The organism is Actinomadura sp. 3N407 (genome assembly GCF_052245875.1).
Lineage (GTDB): Bacteria > Actinomycetota > Actinomycetes > Streptosporangiales > Streptosporangiaceae > Spirillospora.
The window spans coordinates 66,626-82,980 of sequence record NZ_JBQQBP010000009.1; the positions used below are offsets into that span (position 1 = coordinate 66,626).

The 16,355-nt window shown below is 70.8% G+C and carries 18 protein-coding genes; 3 read left to right on the forward strand and 15 right to left on the reverse strand.

What is annotated here, in order from left to right; genetic code table 11:
• From ACTWPP_RS23035 to fbaA, 6 genes are all read right to left on the reverse strand, one after another.
• Positions 1-840 (reverse strand): glycerophosphodiester phosphodiesterase family protein, encoded by an 840-nt coding sequence (locus tag ACTWPP_RS23035; protein WP_443106402.1) that lies wholly within the window; start codon positions 838-840, stop codon positions 1-3.
• Positions 841-846: 6 nt separating this feature from the next.
• Complete coding sequence (locus ACTWPP_RS23040) at positions 847-2,130, reverse strand: adenylosuccinate synthase (RefSeq protein ID WP_443106403.1); 1,284 nt, start codon at positions 2,128-2,130, stop codon at positions 847-849.
• Between the two features lie 126 nt (positions 2,131-2,256).
• Positions 2,257-2,676 carry a DUF3151 domain-containing protein gene (locus tag ACTWPP_RS23045; protein WP_443106404.1) on the reverse strand — a complete coding sequence of 140 codons (420 nt, stop codon included), beginning with the start codon at positions 2,674-2,676 and terminating at the stop codon, positions 2,257-2,259.
• A gap of 25 nt (positions 2,677-2,701) precedes the next feature.
• Positions 2,702-3,241, reverse strand: coding sequence for a GNAT family N-acetyltransferase (locus tag ACTWPP_RS23050; protein ID WP_443106405.1), 540 nt, complete (start codon positions 3,239-3,241; stop codon positions 2,702-2,704).
• Positions 3,242-3,319: 78 nt separating this feature from the next.
• The gene (locus ACTWPP_RS23055) at positions 3,320-3,769 is read right to left on the reverse strand and encodes a winged helix-turn-helix transcriptional regulator (RefSeq protein ID WP_443106406.1); all 450 of its coding nucleotides are present in this window, start codon (positions 3,767-3,769) and stop codon (positions 3,320-3,322) included.
• 98 nt (positions 3,770-3,867) lie between these two features.
• Complete coding sequence (fbaA, locus tag ACTWPP_RS23060; protein ID WP_443106407.1) at positions 3,868-4,890, reverse strand: class II fructose-bisphosphate aldolase; 1,023 nt, start codon at positions 4,888-4,890, stop codon at positions 3,868-3,870.
• A gap of 173 nt (positions 4,891-5,063) precedes the next feature.
• Here fbaA and ACTWPP_RS23065 point away from each other — a divergent pair, with 173 nt between their 5' ends.
• Both ACTWPP_RS23065 and ACTWPP_RS23070 read left to right on the forward strand, forming a co-directional pair.
• On the forward strand, positions 5,064-5,789 hold the full coding sequence (locus ACTWPP_RS23065; RefSeq protein WP_443106408.1) for a DedA family protein: 726 nt from the start codon (positions 5,064-5,066) through the stop codon (positions 5,787-5,789).
• A gap of 60 nt (positions 5,790-5,849) precedes the next feature.
• Complete coding sequence (locus ACTWPP_RS23070) at positions 5,850-6,260, forward strand: RodZ domain-containing protein (protein WP_443106410.1); 411 nt, start codon at positions 5,850-5,852, stop codon at positions 6,258-6,260.
• Here ACTWPP_RS23070 and pyrE read toward each other — a convergent pair.
• Positions 6,257-6,793 carry an orotate phosphoribosyltransferase gene (pyrE, locus tag ACTWPP_RS23075; RefSeq protein WP_443106411.1) on the reverse strand — a complete coding sequence of 179 codons (537 nt, stop codon included), beginning with the start codon at positions 6,791-6,793 and terminating at the stop codon, positions 6,257-6,259. The two genes, ACTWPP_RS23070 and pyrE, sit on opposite strands and share 4 nt — an antisense overlap.
• 69 nt (positions 6,794-6,862) lie before the next feature.
• Between pyrE and ACTWPP_RS23080 the strand changes: the two genes are divergently transcribed.
• Positions 6,863-7,390 carry a hypothetical protein gene (locus ACTWPP_RS23080; RefSeq protein ID WP_443106412.1) on the forward strand — a complete coding sequence of 176 codons (528 nt, stop codon included), beginning with the start codon at positions 6,863-6,865 and terminating at the stop codon, positions 7,388-7,390.
• Between the two features lie 13 nt (positions 7,391-7,403).
• On the opposite strand, the gene ACTWPP_RS23085 is transcribed toward ACTWPP_RS23080, so the two are convergent.
• The 8 genes from ACTWPP_RS23085 to ACTWPP_RS23120 all read right to left on the reverse strand — a co-directional run bounded on the left by ACTWPP_RS23085 (position 7,404) and on the right by ACTWPP_RS23120 (position 16,323).
• On the reverse strand, positions 7,404-8,051 hold the full coding sequence (locus tag ACTWPP_RS23085; protein ID WP_443106413.1) for a tetratricopeptide repeat protein: 648 nt from the start codon (positions 8,049-8,051) through the stop codon (positions 7,404-7,406).
• Positions 8,052-8,131: 80 nt separating this feature from the next.
• Positions 8,132-9,451, reverse strand: coding sequence for an NYN domain-containing protein (locus ACTWPP_RS23090; RefSeq protein WP_443106414.1), 1,320 nt, complete (start codon positions 9,449-9,451; stop codon positions 8,132-8,134).
• A gap of 453 nt (positions 9,452-9,904) precedes the next feature.
• Positions 9,905-11,557, reverse strand: a complete 1,653-nt coding sequence (locus tag ACTWPP_RS23095; protein ID WP_443106415.1) for a DUF7800 domain-containing protein — start codon at positions 11,555-11,557, stop codon at positions 9,905-9,907.
• Positions 11,558-11,813: 256 nt separating this feature from the next.
• On the reverse strand, positions 11,814-13,061 hold the full coding sequence (fmdA, locus tag ACTWPP_RS23100) for a formamidase (RefSeq protein WP_443106416.1): 1,248 nt from the start codon (positions 13,059-13,061) through the stop codon (positions 11,814-11,816).
• Positions 13,062-13,130: 69 nt separating this feature from the next.
• Complete coding sequence (locus ACTWPP_RS23105; protein WP_443106417.1) at positions 13,131-13,760, reverse strand: AmiS/UreI family transporter; 630 nt, start codon at positions 13,758-13,760, stop codon at positions 13,131-13,133.
• 10 nt (positions 13,761-13,770) lie between these two features.
• Entirely contained in the window at positions 13,771-14,052 is a 282-nt protein-coding gene (locus ACTWPP_RS23110) for an FmdB family zinc ribbon protein (protein WP_443106418.1), read from the reverse strand.
• A 167-nt stretch (positions 14,053-14,219) separates the two neighbouring features.
• The gene (locus tag ACTWPP_RS23115) at positions 14,220-15,227 is read right to left on the reverse strand and encodes an alpha/beta fold hydrolase (protein WP_443106419.1); all 1,008 of its coding nucleotides are present in this window, start codon (positions 15,225-15,227) and stop codon (positions 14,220-14,222) included.
• A 49-nt stretch (positions 15,228-15,276) separates the two neighbouring features.
• Positions 15,277-16,323, reverse strand: coding sequence for a substrate-binding domain-containing protein (locus ACTWPP_RS23120; RefSeq protein ID WP_443106420.1), 1,047 nt, complete (start codon positions 16,321-16,323; stop codon positions 15,277-15,279).
• Positions 16,324-16,355 lie beyond the last annotated feature (32 nt).

Consider the following 16,355-nt stretch of genomic DNA (forward strand, 5'->3'; position numbering starts at 1 on the left):
TCACCGGGCCGCGAGGACGGTGTGGACACGGTCGGGGTAGTCGGTCACCAGGGCGTCCGCGCCGTACTTGATGAAGCGGGTCATGTCTTCGGGCATGTTGACCGTCCACACGGCGACCTGGAGGCCCTGGGCGTGGGCCCGCTCGACCAGGCCGGGCGTCGTGACGGCGTGTTCGGGTGACAGGACGGCGGCGCCGATCGCCGCTGCCGCGGACACCGGGTCCTCCGGTGGGAGACCGGCGAGCCACGGGGTGCCCGGGACGAGGGTCTTGCGTTCGATCAGGGCCACGCGGGTGAACTCCGGGTGGTGGCGGCGGGCCTCGGCCAGGACGCGCCAGTCGAACGCGAGGAGACGCGCCCTCCGGGTCAGGCCGGCGGACGTCAGGATGCCCGCCACGGCGGCCGTGAGCCGCCGCACGTCCCCGATCGGCCAGGTGGGGTCGGTCTTGAGTTCCACGGCGAGCTTCACGTCCGCGGGGGCCAGCAGGGCGCAGGCCTCGGCGAGGGTCGGGATCCGGGCGCCGGGCACGGGTGTCTGCGTGAACGCCTCATGGCGCCGGACGCCCGCGTCCACCGTCCGGAGCTGGGCGAGCGTCAGCTCCCGGATCGGTTTGCCGACGTAGGGGAAGGCGGCGTCGCCGGGCCGGACGGGGGCGGTGTCGGTGAGGTTCACCGGCGAGAGGGCCTGGTCGTGGTTGAGGACGACCACGCCGTCGGCCGACACGCCCACATCGAATTCGACCGCGTCCACGCCCAGTTCGAGGGCGTGGACGAAGCCGGCGAGCGTGTTCTCGGGGCGGAGGCCGCGCGCTCCCCGGTGGCCGTGGACTTCGACGGTCACCGCACCTCAGACCAGCGACCGCAGGGAGAGCGTCTGGTCGCGTCCCGGGCCGACGCCGATCGCGGAGATCCGGCAGCCGGACATCTCCTCCAGGGAACGGACGTACGCCTGCGCGTTCTCGGGGAGGTCGTCGAACGTCTTGGCGCCGGTGATGTCCTCCCGCCAGCCGTCCAGGTACTCCAGGACGGGCTTGGCGTGGTGGAACTCGGTCTGCGTCGTGGGGATCTCGTCCACGCGCACACCGTCGATCTCGTAGGCGACGCACACCGGGACCCGCTCCAGCCCGGACAGGACGTCCAGCTTCGTGAGGAAGTAGTCGGTGACGCCGTTGACGCGGGTGGCGTAGCGGGCGATGACGGCGTCGAACCAGCCGCAGCGGCGGTCGCGTCCCGTGGTCACGCCGTACTCGCCGCCGGTCTTGCGCAGGTACTCGCCCTCCTCGCCCAGCAGCTCCGTGGGGAACGGTCCAGACCCCACCCGCGTCGTGTACGCCTTGATGATGCCGATCACGCGGCTGATCTTCGTGGGGCCGAGGCCGGAGCCCGCGCACGCGCCGCCCGCCGTCGGGCTGGACGACGTCACGAACGGGTAGGTGCCGTGGTCGATGTCCAGCAGCGTCCCCTGGGCGCCCTCCAGCAGGACGAGCTTGTCGTCGTCCAGCGCCTTGTTGAGGATGAGCGCGGTGTCGGCGACGAACGGCCGCAGCCGCTCCCCGTAGGCCAGGTACTCCTGGACGATCGGGCCCGTGTCGATGCGGCGCCGGTTGTAGACCTTGGTGAGGACCTGGTTCTTCTCGCGCAGCGCCAGGTCGAGCTTCTGCGTGAGGATGTTCGGGTCGAACAGGTCCTGGACGCGGATGCCCATCCGGTTGATCTTGTCGGCGTAGGCGGGGCCGATGCCGCGGCCGGTGGTGCCGATCCGGGCCTTGCCGAGGTAGCGCTCGGTGACCTTGTCGAGGGCCCGGTGGTGCGGCATGATCAGGTGCGCGTTCGCCGAGATGAGCAGGCGCTCGCAGCCGATCCCGCGGTCCCGCAGGCCGTCGATCTCGCCGAGCAGGACGGCCGGGTCGATCACCACGCCGTTGCCGATCACGGGGACGACGTCGGGTGACAGCACCCCGGACGGCAGCAGGTGGAGCGCGTAGCTCTTGTCCCCGATGACCACGGTGTGACCGGCGTTGTTGCCGCCCTGGTAGCGGACGACGTAGTCGACGTCCCCGCCGAGCAGGTCGGTGGCCTTGCCCTTGCCCTCGTCTCCCCACTGCGCTCCGACAAGAACGATGGCAGGCATGCCACTTTCCCTTCCCACGACGAAGGCCCCTGTCGCCGCAAGGAGCGATGGGGCCTCTTGCGATCAAAGCCTACCCGTCCCGGCAGATTGAGGAAACCGCACCTCACCGCCGGGGCCGGGAGGCGATCAGGTCGTCAGGGTGTCGGCGGCGGTGGGGCTGCTGTCGCGGAGGAAGGCCCTGCAGCGTTCGGCCTCGTCGTCCTCGCCGATGGCGGCGGCGGCGCGGGCCAGGGCGTGGAGGGCGCGCAGGAAGCCGCGGTTGGCCTCGTGTTCCCACGGGACGGGGCCGTGGCCCTTCCAGCCGGCGCGGCGGAGCTGGTCGAGGCCGCGGTGGTAGCCGGTGCGGGCGAAGGCGTAGGAGTCGATGACGCTGCCGGCCGTGAAGGCGCGGTCGGCCAGCTCGGCCCACGCGCCGGGGTAGTCGGGGTGGCGCGCGGCGACTTCGAACGGGTCGACGCCGTTCTCCAGGGCCGTGCGGGCCTCGGTGTTGTCCGGCAGTTCGGTCGGAGGAGGGCCGCCGAGCAGGTTCTGGGTCATGCGGGTCATCGTAAGCAGGCGAGTCATGTCCCCATCAACCCGGGTCAGGGCCGGTGGGAGCGGGCAGTGGCAGGCGGAAGTGCGCGGAGCCGCCCTCGCTGGTCGGGCGGACCGCGGGCCAGCCCCGCCGGACGAAGTGGACCGCGTTCCGGTTGGTGAGGATGACGTCCGCGTCGAACTCGGTGATGCCGCGCCGTCCGGCGAGCTGGGCCAGGCAGGCGACCAGGGTGCTGCCGAGGCCGCGGTGCTGCCAGGGGTCGGTGATGAGGACGGCGATGTCGGCGCGCCAGGGGTGGCCGGTGTGGCGGACGTATTCGGCGATGCCGGCGATCTCGTCGCCGTCCAGCGCGACCATGGCCTCGCGGTCCCAGTGGTCGAGGCCGTCGAGCATGCCCGTGTAGTAGTCGGGGATGCGGGGCGTGCCGGAGAAGAAACGCGTGTAGAGGCTGGCGGCGGACAGCCGGCCCGACATCCGGTGGACGCGGTCGTGGTCGGTGATGCCGTACGGGCGGATCCGGACGTCGCTCAGCGCCGGGTCAATGTGGGCGGCGCTGCGCACATCGAGTTTCGTCATGCAACTCATTGGACCGCAGAAAGTTTCGTGAAGCAACTCTAAGGAGTGCAAAGCCCGCCGACCGCGGACCGACCGGGGTCAGGCGCTCGGGCCGGGGCGGGGAGCCACGTCGGACGGGCCGAGGGCGGCGCCGCAGGAATCGCAGGTGAACCGCTGGGTCAAAGCGCCGTCACAGCCGCGGTGGCCGATGATCAGCGGCGGGCCTTCGGGCGCGTAGTGGCGGTCGCCCCACATCAGCAGGGTCATCATCGCGGGCCACAGTTCGACGCCCTTGCGGGTCAGCCGGTACTCGTGCCGCTCCGGCCGCTCCTGGTACGGGACGCGGCGCATGATGCCCTCGTCGCACAGCCGGTTGAGCCGGTCGGTGAGGACGTTGCGGGCCACGCCCAGCGCGTCCTGGAAATCGTCGAAACGCCGCACGCCCTCGAACGCGCTGCGGATCACCAGCAGCGTCCACCGATCGCCGATGACCTCCAGCGACCGGGCGATCGAGCAGTTCTGCGACTCGTAGGTGCGGGGCAGTGCCACACCGCCGAGCCTACCGGAGTTTCGTCAAGCAACGCGGAGGCCGGGCGGCCCGGACCCGTGGAACCGGGCCCCGGCCGCCCGGCCGTGCCGCATCCGCGCTACTTGATCTTCTGGCCGGCGGACTGGAGGTTCTCGGCCGCCTGCACGATACGTGCGGCCATCGCGGCCTCGGCCGCCTTGCCCCACGAGCGCGGGTCGTACTGCTTCTTGTTGCCGACCTCGCCGTCGACCTTCAGCACGCCGTCGTAGTTGCGGAACATGTGCTCGGCGACCGGGCGGGTGAACGCGTACTGCGTGTCGGTGTCGATGTTCATCTTGATGACGCCGTACGACACCGCCTCCCGGATCTCCTCCAGCGTGGAGCCGGAGCCGCCGTGGAACACCAGGTCGAACGGCTTGTCCTTGCCGTGCTTGGCGCCGACCGCGTCCTGGATCTCCTTGAGCACCTCGGGACGCAGCTTGACCGAGCCCGGCTTGTAGACGCCGTGCACGTTCCCGAACGTCGCCGCGAGGATGTAGCGGCCCTTCTCGCCCACGCCGACGGCCTCGGCGGTGGCGAGCGCGTCACCCGGCGTCGTGTAGAGCTTCTCGTTGATCTCGTGGGCGACGCCGTCCTCCTCGCCGCCGACGACGCCGATCTCCATCTCCATGATGATCCGCGCCTTGGCGCACTCCTCCAGGAGTTCCTCGGCGATCCGCAGGTTCTCGTGCAGCTCGACCGCCGACCCGTCCCACATGTGCGACTGGAACAGCGGCTCCTCACCGCGCGCCACCCGCTCCTGCGAGATCTTGACCAGCGGGCGCATGAAGCCGTCCAGCTTGTCCTTCGGGCAGTGGTCGGTGTGCAGCGCGATGTTCACCGGGTACTTGGCGGCCACGACCCGGGCGTACTCGGCGAGGGCGCTCGCACCCGTCACCATGTCCTTGACCGTGGCGCCGGACAGGTACTCGGCCCCTCCGGTGGACACCTGCACGATCCCGTCGCTCTCGGCCTCGGCGAAGCCGCGCAGCGCGGCGTTCAGCGTCTGGCTGGACGTCACGTTGATCGCGGGGAAGGCGAAGCCTTCCCGCTTCGCACGGTCGAGCATCTCCGCGTAGACCTCGGGCGTTGCGATGGGCATTGATCAGCGTCCTTTCGTACTGGTCGGTGCCGCCGGGCATCCGGCCGGGCGGTAGCACCCGGTGGTCCGGGAACCCCGGGATGGGGCCCAGGTCACCCGTCTTCCGGGTCGGGCATGCCGTCCACCCTCAGTATCTCGCCTAATCGGAGTGTGTGGAAAGGTACGCTCACGGTGTGGATCTCACTGCCCTTCCCCTCAGTATCACCGAGTGGCTGCACCCGACCGCATGGCTGCAGCTCTTCGGCACGTTCGCGACGATCGGCGTGATCGCCATCATCTTCGCCGAAACCGGCCTGCTGTTCGGCTGCCTGCTTCCTGGTGACTCGCTGCTCTTCACGGCGGGAATCCTCACCGCGGTCACGACCGTCAACGGGCAGGAGTTCCAGCCGCTTTCGCTGCCGGCGCTGCTCATCGGCGGCCCGATCGCGGCCATCGCCGGCGCCCAGACGGGACACTGGCTCGGTGCCCGCTACGGCCGCAGGCTCTTCGACCGCCCCGACTCCAGGATCTTCAAGCATGAGTGGGTGGAGAAGGCCGAGTACTACTTCAACCGGTTCGGCCCGGCCAAGGCGGTCGTGCTGGCCCGGTTCATCCCGATCGTGCGGACGTTCCTCAACCCGCTCGCCGGGATGCTCGGCATGGACTCCCGCAAGTTCCTGATCTGGAACGCCGTCGGCGGGATCCTCTGGACGGAGTCGCTCTTCCTGGTCGGCCACTTCCTCGGTTCCAAGGTGCCGAACATCGAGAAGTACATCCTTCCCGGCGTCGCGGTCATCGTCATCCTGTCGCTGATTCCGATCGTCCGGGAGATGATGAAGGGCCGTAAACCGGACCAGGGTCCGAATAAGAATGGCCCCGAAGAGTCACGTCCGTCGCTCAGCGGTGACAGTTATCGCTAACCTCCCCATGTGGGACGTCATCGGTCGGACCCTAGGGGTCTCGCGCGCATACTGATCGCGGTGCTTGCCGTGATGGCCGCCTTGGCCCTTCTGGTCGTGGGCGGCATGGCACTGGTCAACGCGGTTTCCGGCGACCCTGAGCAGAAGGGTCCCGTCTCGGCCGAGCCGTCCTCCGCCGAGGCGTCCCCCAGCCCCACCCAGGCAACGAGGTCGCAGGCGGCCGCCGTGCCCCTGGTCCTCCGCGTGACCGGCCAGCCCACCAACGTGGTCGTCCGCGTCGCCGACGCCCAGGGCAAGGTGCTCACCAACGGCACGCTCGACACCGGGGACACGCTCCAATACGACGAGGCCCCCCTCCAGGTCGTCGCCACCAACGGCGGTTCCCTGCAGGTCACCATCTACGGCGAGGTGCAGCCGCGGAAACCGAACGGCCAGCGCGGCCAGTGGTTCGTCCGCGAACCGTCGTCCTAACTCAGACCGAGATCCGCGACCCCGTACGGGTGGCGGTAGGCGAGGCCCTCCCCGGCTATGCGCCCGGCCGCGCCGCGCTCCAGGATCGTCGCGACCGCCACGACCTCCGCCCCGGCCTCCCGCAGCGCCTCCACCGCGGTGAGGACCGACCCGCCCGTGGTCGAGGTGTCCTCCACGGCGAGCACCCGGCGCCCCGCCACGTCCGGTCCCTCGATGCGCCGCTGCAACCCGTGGGCCTTGCCCGCCTTCCGCACGACGAACGCGTCCAGGACGCGCCCCCTCGCCGCCGCCGCGTGCAGCATCGCGGCGGCCACCGGGTCGGCGCCCAGCGTGAGCCCGCCGACGGCGTCGTAATCGAGGTCGGCGGTCTCGTCCAGCATGACCCGCCCCACCAGCGGCGCCGCGGACCCGTCCAGCGTCACCCGGCGCAGGTCCACGTACCAGGACGCCCGCCGGCCCGAGGACAGCACGACGTCCCCGTGCACCACGGCCTTGTCCTTGATCATCTGCAGCAGTTCTTCGCGATCGCTCACCCGACGAAGCCTATTCACCCCGCGCCGCGCCCCCGTCGCCGCCGTGTACGGTGCCCGGGAGGGGGAGAGATGACGCCGGGAACGCTGGTTCTGCTGCACGCGCCGAACGCCGACGCGGCCGCCTGGGGCGACCTGCCGGAGATGCTGCGCTCGTACGGACTGGACGTGGTCGCGCCGGACGTACCGGACGGCACCGGCCCCCGCTACATCGCCCGCGTCTCACTGATCGTCACGGCGACCGATCCGGTGGCCCCGCTCGTCCTGGCCGCACACGGCGCCGCCGGGCCCCTGCTGCCCGGCGTAGCCCTCGCCCAGCGCGCCGCGCACCGTCCCGTGGGCGGCTACGTGTTCGTCGACGCCGACCTTCCGCGCCCCCTGCACCTCCACGGCGAGGGCTCGCCCCACGATGACCTCCCCATGCCCCCAGATTGGCCGGAGGCGCCCTGCGGGTACCTCCGCACCCATTCGGACCGCTCCGGCTCCTCCGCGCACGACGAGGCCGTCAGAGAGGCGCGCCTACGCGGCTGGCCCGTGACGGAACACGAACCCCCGGCGGCCGTAGCCCAATCCCTGAGCGAACTAGTGGCCACGCTATGACCGGCTTGAAGTCTCAGCCGTTCTTCAGGAGGTCGTCCAAGAGGGCGTCGTAGTCGTCTTCACCACGGCCGAGGTCGATGCGGGCGCGGTAGCGGAGACGGAGGAGGGCTTCGAGGCTGTCCTCGGCGAGGGCGATGTCGTCGGGGCCCGGAGTGAGGGTCTCGGCCTCGGGGGCCGGGGACTCGTCGGGGCCGCCGCCGATGCCGGTGCCCACGGCGCGGTCGCGCAGGGCGAGGACGACGTCGGCGCCGCTGGTCGCCCATTCGTGGGCGCCCGTCGCGTCGCCTTGGGCGTAGAGCACCTCGGCCACGGCGCGGTAGACCTCGGGGTCGCGCGGCTTGTCGGCGCGGATCTGTTCGACGAGCGCGCGGGCCTCGTCGGCGCGGCCCAGTTCGAAGAGGGCGTCGGCGAGGTAGGCGCGCGGGTCGCCGTAGGTCTCGCCGCCGTCGTCGATGGCCCTGCGGTACAGGTCGGCGGCCCGGCCGTGGTCGCCCGCGTGCTGCCACTGCTCACCGGCGCGCAGCAGGACGTTGGCGCGTGATACCCCGCCGGACACCGACTCGGCCAGCTCGGCGAGCCGGCGCGCCGCCGAGATGTGATCGCCGGTGCGCAGGGTGTCGAACTCCAGGTCGTCGAGATCGTCTTCCGTCACGTGCGTCACGCTTCAACGCTACCCGTCGCCGCGCGGCCGAAGCGGCCGAATCGGTGATGATCGCGCAATACCGGTGCGTACCTGGCGGCTCACCTGCGGGAACGTTCTAGGGCGTCCCAGAATCCGCGGCGCAGCGCGTGCCGCACCTCGTCGTGCAGGAGGAAGTCGATGGGCAGCGAGGAACCCTGCAGGAGCCGCGCCTCCAGGTCGGACGGCATGCGCGGCTTGCGGGCGAGGACGGCCTCCAGCCACAGGGCGGGCGCGTCCCTGGCGACGGACTCGCCGAAGTCCTGGCCTTCCTGGTGGGCGGCCTTGACCGCGTCCGCCAGCGTCGGGGTGTTCTGCTGCGCCGGCACGGGCGAGACCTGCTGCGGGCCCGTGTACGGGCCGTGCTGGCTCGACGGCATCGTCTGCGGGGGCGGCGGCCGGGACGGCGCCGGGACGGGCGACGGGGTGTACTGCGGGCCCGGACTCGGCGGTTGCGCCGGCGCGGGCGGCGCCGGGGACGGCGGCGCCTGCGTGGAGGAGGGCCCGGGCGTCGGGGCGGGCTGCAGCGGGACCTGATGCCCGCCGGTGTTGTAGGACGATCCGCCGTGCCCGCCCGTCGAGCCGGGCAGCGGCATCGGGCCGGTGCCGATGCCGTGGCCGCCGGTCGAGCCGGGGCCGTTCAGCCCGGTGCCGCCCGTCATGGCGGGGCCCAGGTCGCGGACGGGCGGCGCGGACGTCGCCGGCGGCTGGCTGAGCGGGGACGCGGACGGCGGCCCGTTGTGCGAGGTGGTCTGGAGCGGGCCGAGCGAGCTGCCGTGGCCGTTGGAGCCGTGGCCGTTGGACAGCGGGCTCGTCCCGAGCGAGGAGCCGGCGTTGCCGTCCATGCCGGCGAGCAGGTTGACGTAGGGGCGCAGATGGCCGGAGCCGATCTCGATGAGGTCGTCGCACTCCTGGCGCAGCACGCGGGAGATCGTCCAGTTGCCGTCGACGGCGACGTGCACGATGGTGACGCGGACGCCGAGGTCCTGGGCGTCGGTGACGACCTGGGCGAGGTCCTCGTCGCCGCTCACCAGGACGGCGTCGGTGAGCGCGCCGTTGCGGGCGAGGGTCATCAGGTCGCGGTGGATCTCGGAGTCGACGCCCTCGCGGCGGCCGGGGCGGATGCGGCCGAGTCTCAGCTTGAGTCCGGGCAGGTCGGCGAGCGCGTCGTGCTCGGGGGAGCGGCGGCCCTCGACCGTCGCCTCGTACCAGTAACAGCGCAGCAGCGGCATTCCGGTGCGTTCTCTGGCGAGATTGCCCAGGAGCTGCAGGAGGCCGCCGAAGTCCCACGAAACGGTTTCGCGATGGCGTGTGCCGTGCACGGACATCGCACCGTCGGCCAGCAGGTAGCCGGCGTCTACGAACAGCGCGCAGCGATCCATGCGACACCGCCCTTCCTCAACACGGGAGCTCACAGCGTGCCCATCCGGCGTAGTGTCTCCGGGCGCCTATAGCGTAGTGAAGCGCGTATGCCCGGTAGGCCAATACGGCGATTCGCCACTCTTTCATGGCAGGCCGCCGGTTGGCGACTCCCCGGTAACAAAGAAATCAGAAGCCGCGGCGGACGCTACCAGCCGATTCGGGCCGGCCCTGTGGTTCCCCATGATCTTTACGGGAAGAAGCAGGTGGCGGGTTCAATCCCGGGACACCCGCGACCCGGGCTTCAACCGCTCATGGTGAGCGGCAGGTGGGCGGCAGGTGAGCGACCTGGTCGGCGCCGTGCCGGGGGTTGTTCCGCGGCTTTCCGTGCGGGCCGGGTGGGGCGCGCCGTTTCGTGCTCGCAAATTGTGATGACCTGGCCACCGATCGTTGCCCATTCTGGTCGTGGCGGCGGATTATTCGGACGGGCCGCGGCCCGGCCAGCCGGTGATTTCCGCATGCCCCATCTCGGTGAGCGTGCCGCCGTCGCGCGGTGTCTCCCAGCGCACGTCGCAGTCCCGTCCCGACATTTCGACGGTGGCGATGGCGTTGTGGAACCAGGGGCCGTCGGTCATGCGCCACCGGATCGGCGAGACCGGCACCTTCGCCAGCCTCGCCAGCGCGCGGAACGGCCCGCCGGCCGCCCGGGAGTACGCGAAGCGGTTGGCCCAGCGGAACACCCCGGCCAGAGGGTTGCGCAGCGGTGAGCAGACGATCTGCGAGATCGTCGACTCGGTACCGGGCTCGGTGACCCGCGCGAGGTACGAGTAGTGGATGTCGCCGGACAGGAACGAGATGCTCGCCGGTGCGGGACCCCGTTCACCACGTCCGACGGCGACGACGGCGGCGGCCAGGGTGCGGAACGAGCCTTCGAACGCCGCCCAGTGCTCCAGGTCGGCGGCCTGCCGCATCTTCTCCCCGAGCTTGGCTCCGGCCTTGCCCCAGACTCCCCCGGCGACGGCCTCGTTCCACGTCTCCGCATGGTGGATCGCCATGGGCAGCAGGTAGGGAAGGGAGCTCGCGATGAGCAGATGGTCAACGCCGCCCTGGCAGTGGCCGTCCAGCCACTCGAACTCCTCGTCGTCGAGCATGCCGCGGCGTTCGGAGGTGAGGAGCCTGGAGCATCGGCTGTCGACGACGATCAGGCGGGTTCCGCCCCAGTCGTGGACGTAGCTCCAGCGTGCGCCGGCCGGTTCCTTGTCGGCCTTCTCCGCGAACTCGTCGAGGACGACGCCCGCGTCGCCGGTGGTGTCCGACGCCGTCCGCACCGCCTTGAAGACGGGATCGGACGCGCGTTCCTGCGGCGACATGTTCCCGAGGTGCTGGTAGATCCAGTACGAGCCGATCCCGCCGGTGATGCGGGCCTTCCACCAGGGCTGCGACCACATCTCCTCACGCCACGCGTAGGAGGTGTTCCAGTCGTCCCTGATGTCGTGGTCGTCGAAGACGGTCAAGGTCGGGACGGTGGACAGCAGCCACCGCACCGCCGGATCGTCGTGCCACGCCAGCTTGTAGAGGTAGGTGTACTCCTCGTAGTCGGCGACCTCTTCGATGGGCAGCTCTTCCGGTCCGCGGCGGCCCCGGATGAACTCGCGCATCTGGTCGGTCAGCTCGTCGGCGTAGATCTGGTCGCCGACCATGAGCAGGATGTCCGGCCAGGCGACCGAGTCGCCGCCCGTGCGGAGCCTGTCCGCGAACGCGGTGAGCGCGTCGTACCCGAACTGCTCCACCGTGCCCGGCGAGCGGCGGCAGGACCCGAACGAGATCCGCAGGTCACTCGCCGGGTCCAGCGTCCTGATCTGGGACGGCGGATATCCGGTGTCGCCTTCGGGCCAGACGGTCTCGCCGTCGGCCACCACCTCGTAGGGGATCCGCGCGCCCGGCGAGAGCCCGTCGATCTCGACGAGCGCGTAGTGGTGGCGGTGGGCGGTGAACGTCCGGGCGCCCGCGTCCAGGCCGTGCTCCTTGTTGACGACCCGAACCTCGCAGGGACGGTCGGTCTCCACCCAGATCGTCGCGGTGTGGTGACTCACGTGCCGGAGGTGGGGCCCGAGTACCAAAGCGGTCATGCCAGCCTCTTTAGCCGACCAAGCCCTGTCGCGTCCACTGGAGCGGCATCCGGGTTAGGGGTGTAGCACTTCGCTTCGGTCTCGGTGTTGAGGCCGATCGCCGGGCGGTCGGGGCGTTGTGGGCTTCCCTCATGCCGCGACCCTGATTCATGCCGTGACCCGATCTCGTGGTGCGGTCTCGTGCCGGCGGCCCGGCCCGCACTGGAACGGGACCGGGCCGCCGGTGAGGGCGGCGGCCGCCCTCACGAGCGTGAGGTCAGGACGAGACCGCGCACTGGCCGCGGTCGGCGCGGCGCGGGCCCTCGGCCGTCGGACGGATGTCGAAGTCGAAGACGGCGGTGGGCAGGTAGAGCGAGCAGCAGGCGTTCGGGATGTCGACGACGCCGCTGACCCGGCCCTCGATCGGTGCCGCGCCCAGCAGGAGGTACGCCTGCTCGCCGCTGTAGCCGAAGTTCTTGAGGTATTCGATGGCGTTGAGGCAGGCGTTCCGGTAGGCGAGGGTGGCGTCGTTGTAGTGGTTGGTGTTGGAGTCGTGGTCCACCGAGATGCCGACGAAGCTCACGAACTCGGAGTAGCGCGGCTCCACGTTCCCGGGCATGAACACGGGGTTGGTGGTCACGCCGTACTTTTCCATGCCGCCCTTGATGAGGTCGACGTGGAAGTCGATGTAGCCGCCCATCTCGATGGCGCCGCAGAAGGTGATCTCCCCGTCGCCCTGGCTGAAGTGCAGGTCGCCGCCCGAGAGCATGCCGCCGGGTACGTGTACGGGGTAGAAGACGCGCGAGCCCCGCGTGAAGTTCTTGATGTCGTGGTTGCCGCCGTTCTCGCGCGGCGGGACGGTGCGGGCGCCCTCGGCGCCGACCTTGGCGAGCGCGTCCCCGGTGAGCGTCCCGGCGAGCGTGCCGTCCACGAGGGGCGGCAGCGCGAGCGGCGGCACCCGGGCCGGGTCGGTGTCGATCAGCGCCTGTTCCCGGGCGTTCCACTTCGCGAGCAGGTCCGCGGACGGGGCCGTGCCGAACAGGCCGGGGTGGGTGATGCCGGTGAAGCGCACGCCGGGGATGTGGCGTGAGGTGGCCTGCTGGCCGTGGAAGTCCCAGATGGCCTTGTAGGCGTCGGGATAGTAGTCGGTGAGGAACCCGCCGCCGTTCTGCTTGGCGAAGACGCCGGTGTAGCCCCATCCCTGGCCGGCGGCGCCTCCGGCCTCCTGCGGCACGGGGCCGAGATCGAGGATGTCGACGACGAGGAGGTCTCCGGGCTCGGCGCCCTCGACGGCGATGGGCCCGCTCAGCATGTGGCAGGGCGACAGGTCGACGTCGCGCACGTCGTCGGCCGAGTCGTTGTTGCCGATCTGACCGTCGGTCCACTCCCGGCATTCCACCCGGAACTCCGCCCCGGGACGGACGGTGGCCACCGCCGGAATGTCGGGATGCCACCTGTTGTGGCCGGGCGCGTTCTGATCGCGCATCGACCGGGCCTGGTCGACGCTGAAGACGACTTCGGGCATCGGGATCCCTCCCTGATCGGATTCGGATGATCTTGTGAGGTCTGGGGAGGCCGGCCGGGCCGTCCCCGGTCAGGGGCCGGTGACGGCTCCGGCGGACGCGCTGCTCGGCCGGCGTCCGGGGCGGGTCGGGACCCACAGTCCGGCGAAGACGGCGAGGGCGCAGCCGGCCAGGACCGCCGCGAACACGGCGGAGGTCGAGTAGGTGTCGGTCAGCAGCAGGAACGCGGGGAGTGTGGTCGTGCCCCCGGCGTTGGCGAGGGTGACCCATCCCGTGTAGCGGGTCAGCTCGTCCCGCTTCAGGCCGAGGACGAGGAAGAACAGGAACCACAGGAACGACCAGCAGAGCCAGATGACCCCGAACGGGTGGTCCCGGACGTCGAAGAAGCTGACCGCCGCGAAGACGATCGCCGCCAGCGCGACGAACAGCGAGAACCAGCCGACGCCGGTGGTGTCGAGGCCGGCCAGCAGCCCGATGCCCACGTACAGGTAGGTGAATCCGAACAGGTAGATGCCGGCCGCCGCGGTGATCGCCGCCAGGTCGTCGCCCGCGGCGACCAGCAGCAGCGTCGGCAGCACCACCTGCATGGCGCCCACGAACAGGTTCAGGATCGCCGCCGACCGCGCCTCGACGCGTCCCAGCATCATCAGCGCGTTGACGAACAGCACCGCGCCGACGTAGAGCAGGCCCACACTTGCCATCGGGTCCCCCTCAGGGCCTCGGGAGAAGCGCGTGGCGCGGGTCGGAGGGCGGGGCGGGACGGCGGCGCGCCGGAGGCGGTGCCGTCACCACCGCGGGTTCGTGCCGTCCGGCCTCCTGGGCGTCCAGCGCCCGGGTCAGCGGCGCGCCGGGCCGGGTGAGCGCCGGGGCGGTGTACACCCGGCGGGCGGTGCCGTCGCACCGCGCGCAGCGGTGCTCGGGCCGTGCGCCGCCCATCGGCAGGGCGAGGTCGAAGGGTCCGCAGCGGGTACAGCGGTACTGATAGATCACCATGACGGCCTCCAGCCGCGCGTATTACTTTCCACAGAAAGTATTTTGTCGGGAAGCTTCCGTCAATAGGGGGAACGCGATGGTCATGGCGCTTCTCGTCCGCCGCCGCGCACGATCGACCCGGTCGCCCGCCCCCCGCGGGGACGCGATCGGACGTTCGGGCCGTCCGGTCAGGCCGCCAGGAGTCCTTTCAGGGCGGCGTCGACGAAGGCGGTGTCGTCGGGATTGCTGCCGTGGCCGGCGAAGTGTCCCCAGACGCCGGGGATCACGCGGAGCTCGGCTCCGGGGATGTGGCGGACGGCCCACGCCTCGTCCTCGGGCGGGAAGTACAGGTCCTTCTCGGCCGGCATGACGAGCGCGCGCGCCTTGATGGACGCGAGGGCGGCCTCGGTGTCGCCATCGAAGCCCGGCGTGCGGCCGACATCGGCGTTCTGCCAGGTCCAGAGCATGGTGAGCAGGTTGTTGGCATCACGGTCGTCCAGGAAGAAGCCCTCCCAGAAGCCGACGAGGAAGTCTTCGAGGGAACTGAAGCCGAGCCGTTCGTAGAGGCGATCCCAGTAGAACGCCTGGGAGAACCCCCAGCCGGCGTAGACGCGGGCGGCGGCGCGCAGGCCCCGGGTGGGCGGCGTGGTGTACCAGCCCTCCGCGAAGGCCGCGTCGGCGGTCAAGGCGGCTTTCACGCCTTCGAGGAACACCCGGTTGTGGTAGCTGGTGCGCGAGGAGCCGCAGAAGGGCGCGATCCGTTCCACCATGTCAGGGTGGCTGACGGCCCACTGGTAGGTCTGGCCGGCGCCCATGGACCAGCCGGTCACGAGCGGCAGCCGCTCGATCCCGAAGTGCTCGGTGATGAGCCGGTGCTGGGCCTCGACGTTGTCGTACATGGTCACGTGCGGGAACCGGGCCCGGTCATAAGGGGGCGGCGTGTTGCTGGGCGAGCTGGACAGGCCGTTGCCCAGCATGTTCGGAACGATGATGAAGTAACGGGCGGGATCCAGCGCCATGCCCTCGCCGATGAGCCACTCGTTGTCCTGGTGCCTGCCGGAGTACCAGGTCGGATAGACGATGGCGTTGCTCTTGTCAGGCGCCAGGTCGCCATGTGTTTCGTAGGTGAGCTGTGCCCCGCGCAGCGTCGCGCCGCCCTGGAGGACGAGGTCACCGAGTTCGTAGGTCGCCACCATGAGAACCCCCTCTATTTCTCAGCGAAACTATTTCTGTATGAAGCGCTGGTCAAGGGGAGAGCTGGCACAGGACGTCGAACTCCAGCCCGTCGGCGGCGGCGAGGAACACGCGCTGCCGCAGGTGCCGGTTCCGCACCTCGACGGGCCCGCGCGGACCGTCGTAGCCGAGTCCCTCGACGACCGCGTTCATCCTGCCGACGTCCGGCGTCCCGCTGCGTCGGAACAGCTCGCCGAGCAGGCGCACCCCCTCGTAGCAGGACTCCCCCATGCTGTTGAGCGGCGGTGCCTGCGGGCCGAAGCGGCGATGGTAGCGGGCGCCGAAGTCGAGGCCGTCCTCGGTCGGCAGCGACTCGAAGAAACCGGCCGCGGCGAACAGCCCGCGCGTGCCCTCCACGCCCGTCGCGAGCAGCATGTTCTCGTCCATCAGCGGGCTGAAGCGCAGCTGCGGCAGGCCGGCCGCGCCGAACGCCCGGTTGAACGCCACCGCGTCGTCGCCGACCAGCAGCATGAGGACGCCCTCGCACCCGCTCGTCTCGATCCTGCGCAGCGGCCCGCTGAAGTCCTGCGTGCCGAGCCGGACGAAGAGCTCGTCGCACAGCACGGCGTCCTGCTCGGCCAGAAACGACCGGACGGCATGGGCGGACACGCGCGGCCAGACGTAGTCGTCGCCGACGACCGTCCAGCGCCGGACGCCGAACTCCGCGGCGAGGCGGCGCAGCGCGGGACGGAGCTGGCGCTCCGGCGTCTCGCCGGTGAGGAAGACCCCCGGCGAACGCTCGCCGCCCTCGTAGAGCGCGGTGTAGACGTACGGGACGCGCCCGGCGAGGCGCGGGGCGAGGCACTGCCGGACGGCCGAGATGTGCCAGCCGGTGACCGCGTGCACGGCGCCCGAGGCGACGAGGGCGCCGACCCGGTCGGCGACCTGCGGCGGCGGCGCGCCGCCGTCCACCCGGACCAGCCGCAGCCGGCGGCCGAGCACACCGCCCTCCGCATTGATTTCTTCCTGAGCCAATCGGGCGCACAGCTCCCCCGAGGGCCCGAAGAGTCCCGCGGGCCCCTGCAACGGCACCACCAGGGCGACGTTCAGGTCGTCCATAACCGGGACGGTAACCGATGGGAGGCCAAAAA